16 protein-coding genes and 1 tRNA gene are annotated in these 19986 nt (G+C 67.0%); 7 read left to right on the top strand and 10 right to left on the bottom strand.

The features are described from left to right. Window positions 1-90 precede the first annotated feature (90 nt). Both ACIREO_RS11440 and ACIREO_RS11445 read right to left on the bottom strand, forming a co-directional pair. Window positions 91-834 carry a hypothetical protein gene (locus tag ACIREO_RS11440; protein WP_404107550.1) on the bottom strand — a complete coding sequence of 248 codons (744 nt, stop codon included), beginning with the start codon at window positions 832-834 and terminating at the stop codon, window positions 91-93. Window positions 835-888: 54 nt separating this feature from the next. Then, window positions 889-1584, bottom strand: a complete 696-nt coding sequence (locus ACIREO_RS11445) for a hypothetical protein (protein ID WP_404107551.1) — start codon at window positions 1582-1584, stop codon at window positions 889-891. A 496-nt stretch (window positions 1585-2080) separates the two neighbouring features. Here ACIREO_RS11445 and ACIREO_RS11450 point away from each other — a divergent pair, with 496 nt between their 5' ends. Further along, a complete protein-coding gene (locus ACIREO_RS11450; protein WP_404107552.1) occupies window positions 2081-2824 on the top strand; it encodes a hypothetical protein in 744 nt (247 codons plus the stop codon). A gap of 163 nt (window positions 2825-2987) precedes the next feature. Here the strand turns inward: ACIREO_RS11450 and ACIREO_RS11455 are convergent. From ACIREO_RS11455 to ACIREO_RS11480, 6 genes are all read right to left on the bottom strand, one after another. Next, a tRNA-Met gene (locus tag ACIREO_RS11455) sits at window positions 2988-3061 on the bottom strand. 58 nt (window positions 3062-3119) lie between these two features. Next, window positions 3120-3692 (bottom strand): helix-turn-helix domain-containing protein, encoded by a 573-nt coding sequence (locus ACIREO_RS11460; protein ID WP_404107554.1) that lies wholly within the window; start codon window positions 3690-3692, stop codon window positions 3120-3122. Then, window positions 3693-5180: a helix-turn-helix domain-containing protein gene (locus ACIREO_RS11465; protein ID WP_404107555.1), complete on the bottom strand. Its 1488-nt coding sequence runs from the start codon at window positions 5178-5180 to the stop codon at window positions 3693-3695. A 14-nt stretch (window positions 5181-5194) separates the two neighbouring features. Continuing rightward, the gene (locus ACIREO_RS11470; RefSeq protein WP_404107557.1) at window positions 5195-5527 is read right to left on the bottom strand and encodes a hypothetical protein; all 333 of its coding nucleotides are present in this window, start codon (window positions 5525-5527) and stop codon (window positions 5195-5197) included. A gap of 11 nt (window positions 5528-5538) precedes the next feature. Then, window positions 5539-5805, bottom strand: coding sequence for a hypothetical protein (locus ACIREO_RS11475; RefSeq protein ID WP_404107559.1), 267 nt, complete (start codon window positions 5803-5805; stop codon window positions 5539-5541). 307 nt (window positions 5806-6112) lie between these two features. Then, entirely contained in the window at window positions 6113-6652 is a 540-nt protein-coding gene (locus ACIREO_RS11480) for a hypothetical protein (RefSeq protein ID WP_404107560.1), read from the bottom strand. Window positions 6653-6889: 237 nt separating this feature from the next. Between ACIREO_RS11480 and ACIREO_RS11485 the strand changes: the two genes are divergently transcribed. The 6 genes from ACIREO_RS11485 (at window position 6890) to ACIREO_RS11510 (ending at window position 17535) form a co-directional block, all read left to right on the top strand. Continuing rightward, window positions 6890-7786 (top strand): nucleosidase, encoded by an 897-nt coding sequence (locus ACIREO_RS11485; RefSeq protein WP_404107562.1) that lies wholly within the window; start codon window positions 6890-6892, stop codon window positions 7784-7786. Next, window positions 7783-12039 (top strand): AAA family ATPase, encoded by a 4257-nt coding sequence (locus ACIREO_RS11490; protein WP_404107564.1) that lies wholly within the window; start codon window positions 7783-7785, stop codon window positions 12037-12039. Before ACIREO_RS11485 ends, ACIREO_RS11490 begins: the two co-directional genes overlap by 4 nt. A 125-nt stretch (window positions 12040-12164) precedes the next feature. Further along, window positions 12165-13682, top strand: a complete 1518-nt coding sequence (locus ACIREO_RS11495) for a 5'-methylthioadenosine/S-adenosylhomocysteine nucleosidase (RefSeq protein ID WP_404107566.1) — start codon at window positions 12165-12167, stop codon at window positions 13680-13682. Between the two features lie 24 nt (window positions 13683-13706). Then, complete coding sequence (locus tag ACIREO_RS11500) at window positions 13707-15761, top strand: hypothetical protein (protein ID WP_404107567.1); 2055 nt, start codon at window positions 13707-13709, stop codon at window positions 15759-15761. After that, window positions 15761-17215 carry a hypothetical protein gene (locus tag ACIREO_RS11505; RefSeq protein ID WP_404107569.1) on the top strand — a complete coding sequence of 485 codons (1455 nt, stop codon included), beginning with the start codon at window positions 15761-15763 and terminating at the stop codon, window positions 17213-17215. Before ACIREO_RS11500 ends, ACIREO_RS11505 begins: the two co-directional genes overlap by 1 nt. Before the next feature lie 137 nt (window positions 17216-17352). Next, entirely contained in the window at window positions 17353-17535 is a 183-nt protein-coding gene (locus ACIREO_RS11510; protein WP_404107571.1) for a hypothetical protein, read from the top strand. Window positions 17536-18086: 551 nt separating this feature from the next. Here the strand turns inward: ACIREO_RS11510 and ACIREO_RS11515 are convergent. After that, a complete protein-coding gene (locus ACIREO_RS11515) occupies window positions 18087-19244 on the bottom strand; it encodes an epoxide hydrolase family protein (RefSeq protein WP_404107573.1) in 1158 nt (385 codons plus the stop codon). Window positions 19245-19284: 40 nt separating this feature from the next. Further along, window positions 19285-19950 carry an SDR family oxidoreductase gene (locus ACIREO_RS11520; RefSeq protein ID WP_404107575.1) on the bottom strand — a complete coding sequence of 222 codons (666 nt, stop codon included), beginning with the start codon at window positions 19948-19950 and terminating at the stop codon, window positions 19285-19287. Window positions 19951-19986: the final 36 nt, after the last annotated feature.

The following is a 19986-nucleotide window of genomic DNA, read 5'->3' on the forward strand; positions in this document are numbered from 1 at the left end:
CACCGCAGCCAGCCGGCTCGCGGCACCCAAACCCGTGAACTGGTGCGGAAAACGACTCACGTGGTGCCAGAGCAACTCACAACCAGATCACTAGGGTGTCGTGTCAGGTGGTTCCATGATCGGGTTCCAGGCGAACCAGCCCAGGTTCTCGTCGCCCAGTTCCCACGGGGACTCCAGCAGCAGTTTCCGGGTTGTCCCGAGGTCTGCGGTGACGGGAGCAGGGGTGGGGCCGATGCGGGTCATCAGGCCACCCCATTCGTGCAGGAACTCCTCGTCCTCACCGCCCAGCCGCCGCATCGCCGCGTCCACGCAGGCAGGCCATTTCGGCATACCGTAATGGCCATCGTGAGTCCCGATGCGAGGAGCGCCAGCGAAGAGGAGGAAGTCATCCGGCGGCAGTCGCTTCTCGAAGTGCCTGAACATGTCTATGTACTGTTTCACCTGTTTCTTGATCCCTCCGAGGAATCCCCAGCCGAAGTCCGTCAGGGTCCCCTCGCATCCCGGCCAGACCATCTCCCGGTCCAGGATCAGGTCCTCCAGTGCGTACAGACGGAACGGGTCGTCAGAGCCCAGGAGATCGAACGCCTGCCGGGTGAGCCAGGTGTTGCGGGCGAACATCGTCCCGTCGCGCAATGCCTTGCGCCGGCTGGTCGGCTGGGAGGCGTGCGCGTCCTCGATCGGACCGTTGCGCCAGACGGACAGGACGAGCCCGTGGCCCGCTGCCCATCGCAGTCCGTCCTGCGTCTCGAAGACGCCCGTCTCCCGAAGGCGCTGCCGTGCCCAGTCCAGCGTGTCCTCGCCCACCGGCTGCCTCTCCCCTATGGTTTTCCGCACCCTCCGAATCTTCGGTGTTCCTGTACAGCCGCGCGGTGCAGCGCCTGCGGGACGTCAGCCCAGGCCGGGGCCCCTCGTCGTCACGCCGTCCGCCGGGCCGTTCTCAGGCGGGCCGGACCGGTGGAAGGCCGCGCTGAGCGCGTGCAGTTCGGCACGGCGAGCCCGTATGAGCTCCTCTGGCTGGCGCAGGGCGGTGTCCAGGAGCCACACGCCACGGCGAAACGGCTGGAAGCCGACGCTCTCCCACAGGGCAGCGATCTTCTTCTTCGCCTGGCGGCGGTAGGCCTCGGTGGCCTGCTCGCGGTCTTCGGGGTACTCGCCCATGGCCGGATAGACCGCGACCGCGCAGCAGCCGCCGGACAGGCGTCGGATCGCTTCGGCAGCCAGCGCCGGGCCCAGCCCGAAGCCCCTCCACGTCTTGTCGAGGCTGACGCGGTCGAGGAGCAGCAAGTCGCCGACGGGGTGGGTGACCGCTTTCTCGAACGCGGCGCTGTAGCCGTCATGTCCGGACCGGCCAAGGACCGCGGACGCTATGACCTCGAGATCGCCGGACTCGGCGTCCGCCGCCTCCCACCGGTTGTCGCCGGTGTAGACGCGCAGCCTCCACAAGATGAGGTGCCCGACCTCGGTACCCGCAGCCGGAGCACGGCTGTTCTCGTCCTCTTCGTCGTCCCACTCCTCGTCGCCCGCCTGCCCGTAGGTGACGGTGACGTACCAGGACTCCAGCGTGTCCTCGAAGTCGTAAGGCACCGCGGGATCCCGTGACCGTAGTGGAGGTGAAGCCGGGCGGGATCGCCCGGGAGCTCAGTGACCGGCCGTTTGGGCCTCGCTAATGCCATGACGCAAAGAGTAGAAGCAGGTACTGACAGCCCACCGGGAAACACGACGGTGTCCGCTGCTTCCCGGCGCTGTGCCGACTGGCGGACGTTGTACATGGCGCTGCCCGTCCGGCCCCGCATGCGGAACTTCGCAGCAAGCTGGCGGAAAGTGACCGAGGGGCGGAAAAGGGGTGTCTGCCGCCGCGTCTTCGTCGACGAGCTCGGCTGGAAGGTCGCCGTATACCTCGGCCGCGATCCAGCGTGCCCAGTCCACCAGCTTGTGCATCGCCCGCGGATCGTCCGCGACGCAGTTGAGCAGCATCGAGCAGCAGTCCTGGCGTCCGCCCACGGTTGCGTAGAACAGCTGATCCAGCAGGGCGTCGTCTGCCCGGTCCGGGATACAGGGCACGCTGCTGCACCACATCGGCATGGGCCACCAAGGACGCCGCGAGAAACTGCACGGCATCGACGACACCCGCATCCCGGTGATCTGCATCAACGCCCCGCCCACCCCGGGCACCCCGGCCGACTGGTCCGCCGCCCTTGCCACGTTCCTTGGCTGGGACCTCTACCGCTCCGGCACCGACAGCCGGCCCGTGCAGCGCATGAAGGACTTCACCGGGCCCGCCGTGCACGTGATGCGCACCCACCACGTAGAGGTGTGCCTGGTCGACGGGATCGACCGGCTGCGCACCGAGGACCTGCAGCCCACCTTCGACTTCCTCGACTACCTCGCGGACGAACTGAGCCTGACGATCTTTTGGAGCGGCATCGGCTCCAGCGACATCCTCCGCGAAGCACGCACCGCCCGCTTCCCCGCCCTGCGCCGGGCAAGCGACGCCGCACCGCTACGCCAGCGGTCCGTACCCACCTTGTGGGTCAACCGGCTACCGCCCCGCAGCCCCGAACACCCCGACGAATGGCCCCGAGCCCTGGCCAGTTTCGACGGAAGACTCCAGCTGTGCCACCACCGGCCCAACAGCCTCCTGGAGCTCGCCGAAGAGCTCTACGACATCACCGACGGGCTCATGGAAAACCTCACACCGCTACTCAGCACGGCCGCGCAGATCGCCATCCTCGACGGCACAGAGGCGATCACACCGGAGATCCTGCACGACGCAGCCCGATACCTCGATCTGCCCGCGGCAGGCACGATGGACGAGGCGTGGTGACGCAGAGCGCGGGTGCCGGGCTCTCACCACCGACGAGTACGCAGGCCGCTCGCACGCCGTGCCGGACACTCGCACGCGTAGCCCAGCGGGCCCGCAGCTGGCGGGCGCCCCTGAAATGCGACAGGGTCCAGATCCTCGAATGGATCCGGACCCTGCTCGGCAGTAGCGGGGACAGGATTTGAACCTGCGACCTCTGGGTTATGAGCCCAGCGAGCTACCGAGCTGCTCCACCCCGCGTCGGTGAAGCCAACCGTACGCCATCCCGCGAGGTCCGCAGACCACCTCCGGCCAGGGGCTATGCAGCGAAGCCGACGTTGGTGCAGTACTCGTACGCTCCGTACTGGGATCCCAGATCAGGCAGGATGTCGTCGGTCCAGGCCGCGTCCAAGCCGTGGTGGTCACCGGCCGCCCACGCGCCGACGATCCGGTCCCAGCGGCGCACGTTCATGTGCCGGAAGGGAACGTCGCGCTGCAGCGGGCGGGCGACGCCGGACTGGTTGAGGGGGTGGATCTCCACCCGGGTGCCGCCGTTCGCGTTGAGGCGCTTGAGCAGGTGCCGGGCCACGTTCTGCCGGCGCACCACCCGGTAGGCGTCGTCGATCTTCTTCAGGTTCTTCGCCGAGGGGCGGCGCTTGCCCTCCAGCCACGCCTTGAGCGTGCGGTCGGTCACCGTCAGCCCGACATCCCTGGCGGCCTGGCGGGCGTGTTCGGACCTCGTCAGATAGTTCAGGCGCGCCATCAGACCGCGCTTCGCGGTGACGGGGGTGGCGATGCCGCCGGCGAGGTCGTCGAGCTTTTGCCCGACGAGTTCGCTTCCCCTGACGCCGCTCGCGCCGAACCTTCCGAAGTCACTGTTCCTCTCCGGCATCTACTGCTCCTCCCCCATCGTGTCGGTGCCCGCGGTGTAGAGGTCTTTGACCTTGACCTCGGTAACCCCACGGCCTTCGGGAAAAACACGGCGCCAGTCGCCGATGACGTGGAGTTCGTCGGTGCCCATCGCGCGGACGACGGCGAGTCCTTCGTCGTGGGCTTTGAGCGCCTTCATCCAGAGGTTGGCGAAGGCCTGCGAGCGGATGATGTGCATCCAGTCCGGCCGATACAGCTCCCGGTTGTAGTTCGACTCCCCCATGGTGGACACGAACTTCGAGTACATCGCCTTCACGTACTCCAGGGTGACGGCGTCGCCATCGGCGATGGCGGTGTCGCGGACGTCCTTGAGCGTGATGCGGAACTTCTCCAGCAGGTTCTCCGTCGCCCCCGAAGTGTAGGACTCGTGGACTTCCGGCGCCTCGCACAGCCCGCACTTCGGACTGGACAGGCGCAGCAGGAGACGCAGGGTGGGCTCGGTGACCCACAGGGGTCCGGGTTCGTCGCGCTCGCCGATCGGGCTGGGCAAGTAGGCGTCGTGCTCCCAGACGGGTGGGGTGATCAGGTGGACTCCGGCCCGGCGGCGATCGTGCGGCATGCCGGTGGTGTGCTCGAGCTGCCCGAGCGGCAGATGAGTCTTGAGGGCGGACAGATAGGCGCCGTTGATGTCCAGTGCCGTCACCTCATGAACACCGGGCGGCAGTTCGGCGCGGGTCCACTTGGGGCGGGCCTCCCAGATCTGGTCCGCGCCCCGGGAGGTCTGCTTCTTCAGGATGTCGGGAATTGCGGGGTGGGCGATCACGTCGTACCGGGCGCCCTTGCGGGTCTCGTCCAGCAAACTCATCGCGTCCGGAATCGCCTTCTTCAACAGCGCCGCGGTGGCCGCTTCCACGTCACCCCGGTGCTCGGCGAGCGCTCCCTCAACCGCCGCACGGATCAAGCCCACCGGACCTGACAGCTCCTGGAACGCCCGGCGGGCCGGGCCCTTGGCGCGCTCCGACGGCTTCGAGGCCGGGGCGCGCCGGCCGGCGACCGGGGCTGGCCGCGCCTCGACTGTGCCGTCCTGGCATTCGGCTGGGTCCAGGTGCTGGGCGAAGCCCTCCACCCGCCGTCCGGCCGGACGCCCGCACAGCACACACGGCTCCGGCGCGGTGAGTACCTCCACTTCGCCCCCGCCCTCGAACTCAGAGGAAGCGGGCTCGGCCACAACGGACTCCACCGCCGGCTCGGTTTCAGGCGTGGTGTCGGTGGCGAACTTGGCGCTCAACCCGTCCAGGAGATAGGCGTACTTGACGCGCACCTCACCGACCGGATCCCGGCCGGCTTCCCAGGCACTGACCGTGGACGGGCTCACCCCGAGAGCACGGGCCACCTGTGCCTGGGACAGCTGAGCCTGCTCGCGCAAGGCACGGCGGGCCTCGGGGTCCGGGAGGTCGGTCTGCGGGCCGACGGAAGCGAGGAGCGAGTCGATCGCGTCGAAGTCACTCACCGGGGACGCTCCCTTCAGATGTAGGTGACGGGGTTGCGGGACAGGTGTGGGCTCTTGGTGGCGCGGCCGACACGGTCGTCGCCCCGCAGCAACTCCCCCTGGAGGGCGTAGCGGTCGCCGTGTTTGGAGATCCCGGTGATCTTCGCGACGGCGAGGACAGTGCCCCCGGTATTGATGATCTGCACCTCATCCTGGGCGAGAGCACGGTCGGCATTGAACTTCCAGATACCGCGACCAACCTCCCATGCCTCGTCCTCACTCATGCCGGGGCGCCATCCGATGGTCAACCGCCCGAGCATGTCACCGGGGTCCGCCTCGCGCTCGGATCCGATCTGGATCTGCAACACCCGCCCACCTCCTAGAGACCAAACTCTTCAACTTGTTGCAAAGTTACCACCCAAGCGTACAACTTTGCAACAAGTTCAAAAGTATTCACCTTGCCTGCCGACTTCACCGCTCCGACCCTCGACACGAAGGAGACCCACTCCATGACCAATGCGTACGGCGAAGCACCGCGCGGCATCCGCACCGTCACCTGCTCCACGACCGGCGCGGAGCTGACCCACATCCGGTTCACCGACGACTGGGACATCCGCCGCCGCAGCGAGTGCGGCAGCCAGAACAAGCTCGGAATCCGGGTGCATGCCCGGCCCGGCGAAGTAACACATTCTTCCCGCGCCCTGCGCACGAACTCCCGCCCTATCCGCGAACGCGAACGCTCAGTCCGCGCCACCCGCCGAGCGCTACGGATACCTCCGAACACAGCCAGTCCGGATCAACCTCCACCCGGCCCAGGAACCCTCACTCCAGATGGAGCCTTCTCCCACCTTGCAGGCCAAGCGCTATTGAACGTCCGCTTCAGCGTCTCTCAGCTGCCCACATCTACACAGGCCAGGCCGAGAACACAGCTTCATCATGAACGAGAAGGCACACTACGGCCCGGTGTCGGCGTAAAGAGTGATCTGGACCGCCAGAGCGGCGACGGCCGCGACCTCAAGCAGGGAAATGACAAGCGGGACGGCCGCGCCCGCTCCGTAGACCCAGAAGACAGTCAAAGCCGCCAGCGGTACCGCGGCAAAGGCCGTGAGATCCACCGCGCACTGGATTACCTTGCGCTGGGCCCGGCGGGTATCGCGTCGGTGCGCCGTCTCCCACCCGAAGAGGCTTTCTGGTTCCCCTGCGAGTGCGCTCAGCCGGGGTCCGAGATCGGTCCGTATGTAGCGGCCGATCGCGGTGATCTTCTCGTCGTTCACCAGGTATGTCCACCCCAGGACGGACGTGGCGGCGGGCAGTGCCAGCAGTAGTTCGGCGTGGCGTGTCTGGGCGGCGCCGATCAGTACCGTCACCATCGCGGCCAGGGTGACGTAGAGGAGGTTGTCCCGGAAACCGATCCGAGTCTTCTGTTCTTCCTTCACTCTGTCGTACTCAGCCAGGAGCAGCTTGGCAATGGTGATGTCATCCGTGGCTGTCACGCCTGGTCCTAGAGGTTCGGGGCGAAGGTGCGTAGACGGCCAATTCTGCACCCGTCAAGGGGTGGTGGGAAGGAGATCAGAGGGCTGTCCCGATCTGGTCGGGCTGATCAACTCGAGAGCGGCGCCGGGGGGTCGGACGGGACTGCGGTGAGGCGGCGGTAGGCTCAGCAGACGTTGCGGTTGTGAGGGGAACATCCTTTGCTCGTAGGTGAGTTCGGTCTACATAGTCCGGTCGTTGTGCTGACGGCTATCGGTCTGGAGTACGAGGCTGTGCGTGCGCACCTCATCAATCCGCGCCGAGTGGTGCACGAGGGGACATGGTTCGAAGCCGGTGAGGTCGCAGGCTCGGGTCGTCAGGTCGTTCTCGCGGAGGTGGGACCGGGGAACCGGCCGACGGCGGTGATGGCCGAGCAAGCCAGGATTCGGTTCACACCCCGGGCAATCATCTTCGTCGGGGTAGCAGGCAGCTTGAAGCCCGATGTGAGACTGGGCGATGTCGTGGTCGCGAGCAGGATTTATGCGTACGACGGGGTCAAGCACGTATCCGACGAGGTGTTCGCACGTCCAGCGGCCTGGGCGGCCTCGCACGATCTGCTGCAGGCCGCGAAGCATGCGCTGCGCGGAACCGAGTGGACAGGCCGTGTACGTGCAAAAGCCTTCGAGTCAGACGGTCCGCCTACGGTGCACTTCAAACCCGTCGCAGCTGGTGAGACCTTACTGAGTTCGATGGATTCCGAGCTGCGTGAGCGGCTCACCCGTGCTTTCAATGATGCGGTGGCCGTGGAGATGGAAAGCGCAGGGCTGGCCGAGGCGGCTGCTATCGGCGGAATCAAGACCCTGACGATCCGGGGCATCAGCGACTACGCTGACGGCGCGAAAGCGTCGGCCGATGCTCGCGGTATGCAGGAGGTCGCCGCGGCCCACGCCGCAGCAGCGGCGATGACTGCTCTCGCTGCCCTTCCCCTCGGCGTCGGTGAAGGCGGTGTCGACGGGCAGGGCTCCAGCACATCTGATGGTGCGGCGGTGCAAGGGCTGACACAGGTCAACACGGCGGACCGCAAGGGTGTGGTCAACGCCGTTCAGAACGGCTCGCTCACCATCAACCATCACGGGTCGCAAGCGACCGAGCGGTGAGCGGGGGCGACGAGCAGGCCGATGGTCTGCAGCCCAAAAATCCGCACCCCGTCGAAGACCTTTCGATGGCACAGACCAATAGCGCCGATACCGGCGGCACAGTCAACGCCGTCCAGCACGGCAACCAGATCATCAACAACTTCCTCGGACCTGATGCGCAGCGGCTCTTCACGCAATGGGAGAGAAGTCTGCGGCGCACTCCCGGCACGTTGAGCATCGCTCCGGGCCAGGTACTGGCAATGGAACGTGAGACTCCGCTGGCCTCCCTGACCGATGCCCTCAGCACGGCCCAGGCAGGTCATGTGCTCCTCGTCCGAGGGGAACCCGGTGTCGGCAAGACCGCCCTGGTCTTGCGGTCCATCGACGAACTGCGCACCCGGTCCGTACACGTCCTGGCGGCCGCTGTGCCGGCAATGTCCTCGTACGCGGGCGGCTTGGACGAACTCATCCACGCATTCGGGGCCCGGGACGGCACATCGAAAACATCTGCTCCTCACGGAATTCTGGTCCTGGACGGTGCTGAAGCCGCTCAGGAAGGGCTCGAAAGCCTCGTCGTGGAAGCCGTGGAGGCAGCGATGGGTGCCGGGCTCACCGCTGTTCTGGTCAGCCGGGACGACGCGGCGGACACTCTCCGGGACCTGCTGGACCGGGCTGGGTGCACAGATGTCGGCGAAGTCATCGTGCCGTGCTTGGACGACCGGGAGATCGCCGAGATCCTGGCCTCGGCGCCGGAGTTGGCACGGCTCGCCAGTGACCCCCGATCACGCTGGCTGCTGCGCCGGATCGCCCTCATCGATCTGCTGCTGCGCTCCGTAAGGCGGGGCGCAGCACTGCCACCTCAGCTGGCGAGTGAGGCCGAGGTCTACACCCATGTCTGGCTCGCGTTCGTGCTGAACAACCAGCGGATGGCCAACGGGGTAGTGCCCGAGGACCGCGGAGCGGCGCTCGTCTCTCTGGCAGAAGGACGGCTGACCGGCCGCCGCGCACCGTCCCTCCCCGGCCCCGCACTGGCTTCACTGCGCTCCGACGGCATCCTCGCTCCGCTCGGCGAGTCGTCGGCGACTTCGAACGAGGAGCACTCTTTCGCCCACGATGTACTGCGGGACTACGCCACCACCAAGCGTCTGCTGCTGGACGACGGCCTGTCCCTGCTGGACCTCCACGGGCCGCGGTGGGCCGTTCGCGCCGGCCGTATCTTCTGCCAGATCAGGCTGCGGTCCGGGACGGATGCGGCCGGAGGGTTCGTCACGCGGTGGAACCAGGTGCGCCAGCAGTTCAAGCAGCTGGCGGCCACGCACGGATCGCGGTGGACCGAGGTTCCCTGGGAGGCGGTGCTGTCCTCAGGGTGGTGCGCCGAGGCTCTCGCCGCTCTGACTGAGGACCTGGTGCGCCGCCCCGAGCTTCTGAGCGAGCTGCTGCGCTGCGTGACGTTGCGCTTTGGTGGGGACGGGAATTGCGATCCGCTCGTCGCGGCCCCGGTCGTCGCCTGGCTGGCAGAGCACACGGATGTCTTCACGGACTACCGCAGCGAGCCGTGCGACACGCTCGTGGTGACGTGGCTGCGTAGTGTCTCCGAACAAGAGATCCTGGGGGACGGCGTTCCGGACTACCGGCCGGTGCGGGTCCAACTGCGCGAGGCGATGTTTCGATCGGTGCCCGAGTTCCCCACACCCGCGTTCGTCGAGGCGCTGGCACTGCTCGGTGCGGATCGGGACGACGCCGCCGACACCCTGCTGCGGCGGATGGCCCGCGAACGCTCCCACACCTTGATGCCGGCAGTGGACCGTGGCGGGTCTGCCCGGTGCCTCGCCACGACGAACCCGGCGCTGCTCACGGAGCTCGCATCGGCCTACTACGCGCCGTCGGCGGACCTGCTCCGTCGGCGTGGTGAGGTGCGGGGCCGTTCAATGGGAAAGCATGAGTACCTCGGCATCCGCTCACGAGGGCAGGCTGCCTGGTGGCGGGGGCCGTTCTTCTCCCTGCTGCAGACGGATCCCGTGCGCTGCATGGAGCTGATCAGCACGCTTTTGGCTGCCGCCGTTCGGCCGGAGGACCGGTACAGGAGCGGAGACGAGCCGGATTCGGACAGCGCTTCTGCCCCGGCTCTGCGTGGCGACTTCCTGGGCACGGGAGACTGCGAGTATCCCGGCCGCGGCGACGCCTGGTCCTGGTATCAAGGCGCCCTGAACGGCCCGCAGCCGTGCATGAGCGCGCTCATGGCTCTCGACCGTTGGCTGGACCAGCTGGTCCAGGACCGTGTCATGCCAGCTCGCAGGGCTGCGGAACTGGTGCTCAGACGGGTGGGGACCGTGGCCGGGGCGGGCCTCGCCTACGGCATTTTGGTAAGACATCTGGACGAGACCAGCGACGAGTTGGACGGCTTCCTGGCCTCACCCCTGGTCTGGGAGCTTGAGAACGGTCGCACCGTCGCCAACATGATGTTCCGCAGGAGTAACGAGCTCCCGGGCGAAGAGCACCTGAAACTCTCCCCCACCCAGGTGGCGATGTCTCTGGTTATCGATGCCAAACGACGTCGGGACAAAGCGGCCGCAGCGCGATTGCAGGCCGTTGCAGGACGGCTTCGTTCAGCCGCGACCGATGTCATTGATGACCTGACACTCAGATTCTGGGCCGATCACCTGGACTGTGAACGTTTCGTTCTGGTGAGAGACGGCGGTCAGGCGGCCGTCGAGGTACAACCGTCCGAGGCCATCCGACAGGAGCTTGAGCGGCGCCGTGGCCGGTCGGACCTCACGTCCAAGCAGTATGAGTTGCTCAACCGATATGCGCTGCACCAGGATCTTCCCGGACGCATCGGTCCGCCAACGCTGACAGAACCGAGCCAGTTGGCGAGCGACCTCCAGACGGCACGGAGCCTTCTCGACCACGCGGATGGCAGCACACAGAGGCTCGGCGGCGTGTATGCGGTTGCTGCGGCCGCCGTGTGCGCGGCGGCAAATGGAACCCTGGGGGCGGTCGAGGAGCTCTGCTGGTCGGTCGATCTTCTGACGGAGGCCGTCCTCGACTGTCCTGCGCATCTCGATGCGGATGTGTCTGACACGATCCAGCCTTGGGAGGGCAGCCGTCAGGCGGCCCTCGCACTACCACGCAGCCTTCTGCCGACGGTCGCGTTGTTGGCCACGGCCCCTCTCGGCGCCGAGCGTGTCGGGCGTATCCGTGAAGCTGTCCTGCGGTGTAGCGCGCACCCGGTCCATGAGGTGCGGGCCTACGCCGCCGAAGGGCTGCGTCCGTTGTGGTCCGCCCCGTGCTCGGCCACAGTGCGCTCATGTCACCATGCCGTGGCGTGGGAGGCCGTGGAAGCCGGCCTCCGTCTCGTGGTCGAGGACGCCAACAGCCTCCTTGCCTCTCGCGCAGAGTCCTTGCGCCCGCCTGCGGCGGCGCTGGACCAGCTGACCGGCGACGAGCTGTCGCTCCCCGTCCTAGGCACTGCGCTGCCTGCGATCCTTGAGGCCGCCCTCCTACAGCATTGCAGGACGGCCCAGGCCCTGTCAGTACGAGCCCCGGTTCTGGACGCCTATGCGCGCGCGGCCTGCGTCTGGGGCGACGGTGGATACCACCGGCACTCGGAAGAGCATGGTGCGGTGGCGGAAGCGCTCCTTCGTAGCGGTGCCGAAGAGCCGACGGTGATGACCGGCTTCGTGGACACGCTCACCGTGTCCCCCGCGGCGCTCAGCCATCTCCTGCACGGCCTGAAGATTGCCGCCACTTACAGTCCCGAGCTGGCGAAAACTCTCGGCGCTGTCTGGCCTCACATCATGGAATCGGTTCTGACCCGCCCACTGCCTACCGAGCAGGTTGACCGCTTCGGAGACCAGGAACGGCTGATGGAAGAGCTGGTCCCCAACCCCACGCCGTCCGGCGCGGACTTGCATGTGGACAGCACGCTGGCCAGGGCCCGGCGCACGTGGCTGCCGTTGGACCCTTTGCGTGACCTGATCGACAGCTGGACCGCCTCCGCGGGCACGGAGAGGTACGCCATCGACAGTCTCGTCGGGTTCCTCAAGGCACAACCGATCCATGAACAGATCGAGCCAGGTATGCGGTGGGTCCGGCAACTCTGCGTCAGCAGCAACGGAGCAGTCGACTCGGCGGGGTTCTTGCTTGTCGAATGGCTGCAGGACCTCCGCTCTGAGGTGACCCCTTCTGCCCGCCCCCACTATCGGGCGGTGGTCGACGGCCTCGCCCTCGCACAACACCCGAGTGCCCCAGCACTGCAGCGGCTGGACGAATGACCCACACAGGCTCCAACCTCGCTCAGGCCCCGGCCACAGGCATTGCCCTGATGCGATGCTCAGCCGGGAAGTGCGATCTCCGGCCGCCGCCAGGCGTCCTCACCGACAACGACAAGGAATCTGCCTTGATCCAATCGAACAACCCCCGTGTGGTGGTCCTGACCGCACTTCCTCTGGAGTACCAGGCAGTGCGCGTGCACCTGACGAACCTGGAGAGCTCCGAGCACGAGGCGGGAACCCGGATCGAGGAGGGCTCGCTGCCGGGCACGCCCTGGCGGGTGGCGATCGCCGAGATCGGTGAGGGCAATACGAATGCCGCCGCCCTCACCGAGCGGATCAACTCATGGCTGCAGCCGACCGCCCTGTTCTTCGTCGGAGTCGCCGGAGGTCTCAAGGACGGCGTCGAGCTCGGTGACGTCGTGGTTGCGACCAAGATCTACGCCTATCAAGGCGGCAAACAGGACCCCGCCCAGTTCCTGGCCCGCCCGAACGCTTGGGACGCCTCCCACCGGCTTGAACAGGCCGCCCGTCATGCCCTGCGGTCCGACGAGTGGACCTCGCACATCCGCAGCCAGCGGCCACCGCGCCCGCCCGCCGTGCACCTCAAGCCCATCGCCTCCGGCGACGTCGTACTCAACTCAGCCGACAGTCCGCTCTCAGCCCAACTGCACCACACGTACAACGACGCGGTGGCGATCGAGATGGAGAGCGCCGGCTTCGCCCGTGCGGCACACCTCGCCGACCAACTGCAGGCCCTCACCATCCGCGGCATCAGCGACAAGGCCGACGGCCTCAAGCACACGGCGGACGTGGGAGGAAGCCAGCCCCAGGCAGCCGCTCACGCCGCCGCAGCCGCCATCACCGTGATCACGGCGCTCACACCCTCGACCTCGGCCGCCAACGCCTATCCCGCCGCCAATTCCGCGGAGGTCGGCACCGCGCGCACCCCGCACAACGGAGGTAGGCGGCCAACGGCCGACGGCTCGGGCCCCCAGTGGGAGCCGATGGCCGATGCCGTCGAGGTGAACTGGCGCACAACGGGCCACAACTCAACCTCCAGCACGAGTGCGGCCGCCCTGGAGATCCATCTCGTCCCGGTCCCTTCCGGCAGCCGTATTGAGGTACGTAGACTGGCCCAGCTCGGTGACCAACTCATCCGCACCGGCAGGGAAGACGGCTTCTTCACTCTCTCCGAGCTACTCGATACAGCTGCCGACGACCAGCACGCTCTGGTGACCACAGCGGGCGGCGGCCAAGGCACTACCGGACTGGCAGTCCTGCGCACAGGACAACGCTCCGCATGGCAGCCGCTCCCCCACGACGGCATGGGAGCCGTACTCGACCCGGTTGAGCTGCCCCAGCAGATCGCCCGGCTACTGGCTCTCCTCCTCAGGTTGCCACTGCCCGACCCGCTGTCCGTCGCCCTGGGTATCGGTATCGATCGAGCCACCATGGTCAGCGAAGACACCATGAGCCGCTTGCCCCGTAGCACGGCCCAGTTCCCGATGAGACACGACCTCTTGCGAGTCCACCCGGACGAATCGCTCACCATGAAGGAGCTGAACGCCAAGAGCGACAGCGTCGCCGAGGAGCTCGCTGCTCGCCTGCTCGCCAGCTTCCGTACCCCGCGCCGCAGTTTCTGACGTAGCCGAGAAGAAAGACGCACGATGGACATGAAGAGCGGGCCAGGCGGTACGTCTCCTGACGCTACGGGCTCTGGCACTCACGCTTCTGTTCAGACGAACTCAGCGACGCACGGCGGCACAGCAAACGCAGTACAAAACGGTAATTTGACGTTTAATCAGTATTTTCACGCGGATCCCAGCGCGCCTAATCCGTGGCTCACACCGCAGGAAGCGTTCAACGATCCGCAGGCTGCCGCATACTTCAGCCATCATTGGGACCTGGTCGGACGATCCGATCTCGTCGAACAACTGCTCTCCTTCGCCTTGGCTGATGACGACACCGAGGGCAGGATCGGTGTCCTCGTGGGCGCGGCGGGCGCCGGCAAGAGCCGTGTGCTGCAGACGCTCGCGGCAGAGTTCGCCCGCCGCTCTGAAGGCGTCGTGCAAGTGCTGCTCGCCACCGAGGGCGTACATCAGCATGCTGTTGAGCAACTGCTTCAACACGACAGCCTGCTCGTCATCATCGAGGACGCCCACCAACGTCCCGACGAGTTGGCGGCGATCATCCGGGCACTCCGCCGTGAACGGCCCGGGGCCGTCCTGGTCGTCTCCACCCGACCGTCCGGCACGACAGTACTCAGGGGGACGTTCAGGCAGTTGCGGGTGGACGACGCGCGGGTTTCTACGTGGGAACTCGGCGAACTCTCGACGCGAGATGCCTCCCGACTCGCAGAACAGGCGCTCGGCGAGGCAAAGCGGCACCTGGCTCGCCGGCTTGCCGCGACCGTGGGTGATTCACCGTTCCTACTGGTGTTCAGCGCGGTGGAGATCGCGCGCGGCAGGCTCGATCCCCAGCGGATGGAGAGCGATGCCCGCCTGCACCGGGAGGTAGTGGAAGCGTTCATCGAAACGGCCCTGACGGACCCGGCGACTCGCGACCAGGACCGAGCCGTGCTGCACACCGTCGCGGCTCTGCAGCCCGTGCGCACGGATGTCCCGTACTTCCTCAAGTCCATGGCGGCACTGCTCGGCACCCCTGACAGCGTCCTCCACGTCCAGCTGCGCCGACTGGTGAGCAACGGAGTGCTGGCACGCAGGGGTGCCTCGCACCGGATCCTTCCTGATCTCCTGGGCGATGTGCTGCTGGCCGAGGCCGCCATCAATCCGGACACCGGCGCCTCCACCGGCTTCCTCGAGCGCGTCCTGGCCGAGACCGACGGAGAACCGCTGACAAACGTACTGGTCAACGCTGGCCGAGTGGACTGGCAGTGGAGCCGGCTCAGGCCGACCGGCCGGTCCCCCTTCGAGCCGCTGTGGCACACCATCGAACAGGAGTACACCGACGGCGATGCCTCGACCCGCAGCCGGCTCCTGAAGGTCATACGCAACATCGCCCCGTTCCAGCCACGGCGCGTCCTCGGCCTCCTGCGTCCAGAGGTGGAGGCTGGCCCGGCCGATTCGCCTCGCCTGCTGGACGACGTTCCTCCAGTGCTGGCTGCGGTTGCGCAGGACCCCGAGCATCTCGGTGAGGCCCTCGACCTGCTGTGGAAACTCGGACAGCACGACATGCGCCCCCTCCGCTCGTCCTCCCAGTCGGCACTGGGGCTATTGCGCGACCTCGCCTCCTACTCACCCGACAAGCCCTTGCTCTACCAGGAAGCGGTGGTCGAAGCGGTCGCCCGATGGGCGCACCAAGGCCCGGTGCGCCCCGCCGACCGAATGCCATTCGCCCTGCTGCACCGGATCTTCGAACCCGTGGCGGAGGGCCACGAGTTCGACGGCCGGACGCTCACCATCTCGCGTCTGCCAGTGCTGGCTGAGCGTGTGGCGCCAGTGCGCGACCGGGCGTACCGGGTACTGCTCGAGGCGTACGGCTCGGCGGACCGTATGAGGGCGGGCGTGGCGGCACGGAGTTTCGCGGAGGCTCTCAGCGGCCAGGTCGGGCAGTTCGTAGACTGGCTGGTGCCCGCCCTGGAGGCGTTGGCCGCGCGCACACGTGAAGTCCGGCCCGGACCATTGGTGGCGCTGGCCGTGCGGCGGTCGGTCCACTGGCATGTGGCGTACGCTCTCCGGATGCTGCGGCCGCAGCACGCGTAGTGCTGGAAGCCCTGCCCGACTCGCTTCCGCACCGGCTTGCCGTACTGCTGCACAGCGACTGCCACGAATGGCCGGTAGGCGAGGACTACGACTACGAAGCGACCGAGAACAGCTGGAGCCGTCGCCTGGCCGAGGCATCCTCCCAGGCCGCAGTTTGGGACGACGCCACGGCCTGGGACGTCTTGCGCGACCTGCTGGAGCAAGGGATGCAGATATTCTCCGAGGGTCCGCCAGGTTGCACGGCCCTCATCGCCGGCATGGCCTCGGAACGACCTACGCGTGCGGCGGCAATCATCCGTGGGGCCCTGGAGTGCAGCGACATCACAGCGGAGCTCGTCCTTCCGCAGGCGTTGAAAGCCCTGTGGAAGGACGAGCCCGACGCCGCCTGGCAGATGGCAGCGGAACTTGCGGACGCCAGTCGCGCCGCACCGGTCCGCGCCGTGCTCCGGGCCAGCGCGGCACGGCTGGCGGCAGGGGACGTACTGCATCCGCACGAACTCGCGATTGCCCGTCAGCTGGCCACCCGTGCCGACAGCCCCGTGGGCACGGATGTCTTGCGCCTGGCCGTCTCGATGATCCGCAATGCGGCTTCGCGCGAAGACGCCATCGCGCTTGTCTGCTCAGTTCCGTTCTCCGGCCTGGCGCGCGGGGCGGCGGACTTCTGCTGGGCCTTCATCGGCCCGGCCGGCCTGTCGTGGTCCGAGTTCACTCCGGAGCAACGGAAATGGTGTCTGGCGGAGTTGGCCAAGACACGGACGATCGATGACCATCGAGTCAAGTCGGCCATCGCGGCCCTGTCGGAAAGTCACGAAGACGAAGCGTTGGACCTGCTGCTGGCACGGCTGGAGTCGTGGGAGCAGGATCCCAAGCCGGGCTTCGATCCGCTGCCCTTCGCCTGGCATGCTCGATCCCCCTTCACGAACAGCCCGCGCCGCGTCGAGCTGTTGCGAAGGGTGACGCGATGGTTCGAAGAAGAGCGTGAGCATCCCTGGCGGCGCGAGCTGTACGGCACCAAGCTCTTCGCGACCGTCACCGGAAACGTGTACGACAGTGCCGCACGTGACGTGCTGCTGGAGGTGTTCAGGTCGGGTGAGCACCAGCGGATAGACGCTGTTGCGCCACTGCTGAGCGGCGCACATCGCGGACTCCTCTGGGAGGAGCCCCAGTTCGTGGCCGAGGTGCTGAGCGCCGCCGTCCAGCTCTCGGAGGAGCTGTACCGCAAGGTCGGCGGCAGGCTGATGAGCTCCGTGACAGACGGATCAAAATCGACCTCCCCCGGCGAACCGTACCCGCAAGATCTCGAGATCCTGCAGCGCGCCACGGAAGTCCGGGCGACGCTGCGCGCCGGCTCTCCGGAGGAGCGGCTGTACGCCGCACTGCAGGACTACGCAAACACGCAGATCGACTCAGCCCGCAGAGAAGACCTCACTTTCGACGCCCGCCGAACTTGGTGAGCAGCGCCTCGTCTCATGACGTCATTGCCGTGGCCCGGCTACGGCCAGCAGATAGAGGGGCCCCAGCGATCAGAAACGGTCGCACGGTCAGGTGAGCTGGCCATTGCGACGCGTCCCCGGCCGGGCCGAAGGGCCGCTTGCGGTGCTGCTCCGCGGACATCGACGCGGAGCTGACCGTCTGGGACAACGACCGCGCGCCGTGGTCCGAGGAACTACTCCCCGTGGCCGAGCTGGCGTACTGGCTCACGCACTGGCCCCAGAGCCCCAAGGCCGGGGAACGGAATCTCGCACTCGACTCGATCTCCGCAGATCCGGGCTGATTCACAGCACAAGGACCGATAGCGGGTGAAGCGTCGGAACTCCTCCAGCCGAATGTGCGGACGTCTCCCGTTACCGGAGGTCCCCTGAAGGTCAAGATCAGGAAGTTGTGCGCTCCGTAAGCGAAGGCGTCGCCGGGCCAGTGATCGCCCCCACCTCTATCCCCGAGCCCTGGGCACGCTCCAGTACGGCCAACGCCGCAGGCAGGACTGAGCCAATTCCCGACTTCACCCAGCGAAGGCGCTCCCCGGTGGTCTGCGAGCTGCCCCCGCCCAGGCAGGACGGAGCCAGCTGCCTCCCGCGCGAGCGGCGAAGAATCCTCAGCTGGACCCCAGGATTCTCAATACATCTGCGGGTTCTTCATCCAACTTGCTGCAGCGCAGGTCAAACACCATTACGACACGAAAGAACTGCCCAAGACACCTCTCAGCCACCTGCCGCATCGCAGGTCAGAGACCTTTCTCTACTACAGCGAGAATGAGAACTCACACCTAGCCGTGTCTCCACTTCCTGGCCTGCCGAGGCGGCGTGGAGGCCGCCACGGCCGCGGCACTCACGCCGGAGCATTGGCGAATGCCGCGCGGATCTCCGCGCAGAAGACGTCGGGCACTTCGAGCATCGGGAAGTGCCCGCCGCGCTCGGCCACGCTCCAGTAACGCAGGTCGCGGTAGCGCTCCTCGACCCAGGAGCGGGGCAGCTTCTGAAGGTCGCGCGGGAAGACCGTCACGGCCGCCGGCACCGTCACGGGTGTATTCACGTCCGACATGCCCAGACCGCGGAAGCTCTCCCAGTACAGCCGGGCCGCCGACGCACCGGTGCGGGTGAACCAGTACAGCGAGACGTCGTCGAGGATACGGTCTCGGGACACCGCCTCCTCAGGGTTGTTCTCCGAGTCGGAGAACTCGAAGAACTTCTCCGCGATCCAGGCGAGCTGGGCGGTCGGCGAGTCGACAAGCGCGTACCCGATCGTCTGCGGGCGCGTGGACTGCTGAAGCGCGTAGCCGCGCCCCGAGCGCCCGAACTCGTCGTACTCCTCAAGCCAGCGCTTCTCGGTCGGCGTGAGAGTTTTGTCGTCGAATCCGTCGGGGCGCGGCGCCCATGGCACCGTCGTGTGCATCATGGCAACCCGCTCGGGGTGGCGCACGGCAATCGTGATCGTGACCATGGCGCCCCAGTCACCGCCCTGAAGGAGGAACCGGTCGTAGCCGATCCGGGCCATCAGCGCCACCCATGCGTCGGCGATGCGCTCGATGCCCCACCCGGCCTCAGCTGGCTTCTGGGAGTATCCGAATCCGGGCAGGGACGGGATGACGAGGTGGAAGGCGGTCTGGCCGTCGCCCGGTTCAGTGAGCGCGTCGATCACGTCGAGGGTCTCGATGACCGATCCGGGCCAGCCGTGCGTGATGAGCAGCGGGCGGGCATCCGGTCGCGAGGATCGAACGTGGAGGAAGTGGATGCCGAGGCCGTCGATGACCGTGTGCGACTGTCCGTGCGAGTCCAGTTCGCCTTCTACGCGCCGCCAGTCGTACTCCTCGCGCCAGTATCGGATGAGTTCGGTGAGGTAGTCGCGGGGGATGCCCTGTGCCCAGCCGGGTGCCGTCTCCTGTTCGGGGAGCCGGGCTCGGCTGAGGCGCTCTTTCAGGTCGGTGATTTCCTGTTCCGGCACAACGGACCGGAACGAGGTGATCTCCGCGGTCTGGGGGTCGTTCATGTCAGGTTGCTCTCTATCGTCGAGTTGATGTGGTCTGGCCTCACGGCGTCCTCAGCCGGTGACCGGGCGGATGGGCAGGAGGGTGCCGGACAGGTGCAATGGACTCGTCGCTGCACCCAGGGAGCGGACGAAGGGAACGAGGTCTTCGGGCTGGCCGACTCGTCCGCCCGGGTACGCCGATGCGACACGCTCGGCGTAGCCTTCGTCGACCGTGCCGCGCATGCCCGGTGTCGGTCAGCCCCGGAGCGGGGGCCACGGTCCTGATCTCCTGGTCAGCGAGTTCACGGTGAGCAACGTTCGCGAGCAGGTTGAGCCCGGCCTTCGATGCCCCGTACGGCGCGAGTCCGGGGCCCGCCTGGACGTCGATCATGCTGCTCATGTGAATGACCCGGCCGCCTCCGCCGTGGATCATGACCGGTGCTAATGCGTTCGTGACGATGAATCCCGCGACGAGATTGGTGTCGAGGACGCGGCGCACATCGCTGATGTCGACGTCCAGCAGCCGCAACTTCTCCGTGGGAGCATCAGTCCCGCATTTGCTGACGAGGGCATCGATCCGCCCCCGCGTGCGGTCGATGGCGCCGACCGTATCGGTGGCGGCCGCCTCGTCCGTGACGTCGCACTTCAAAGCCAGCGGTTCCTGCGCGTTCGGCACGCTCTGCTCGATCTCGCGGGCCCGTGATGACGATGACCTTCTGGGTGACACTCATACTCAAAATCCCATCCAACTGGTTGGTTGGTA

Source organism: Streptomyces sp. NPDC102441 (assembly GCF_044765585.1).
In the GTDB taxonomy this organism is placed as follows: Bacteria; Actinomycetota; Actinomycetes; order Streptomycetales; family Streptomycetaceae; genus Streptomyces.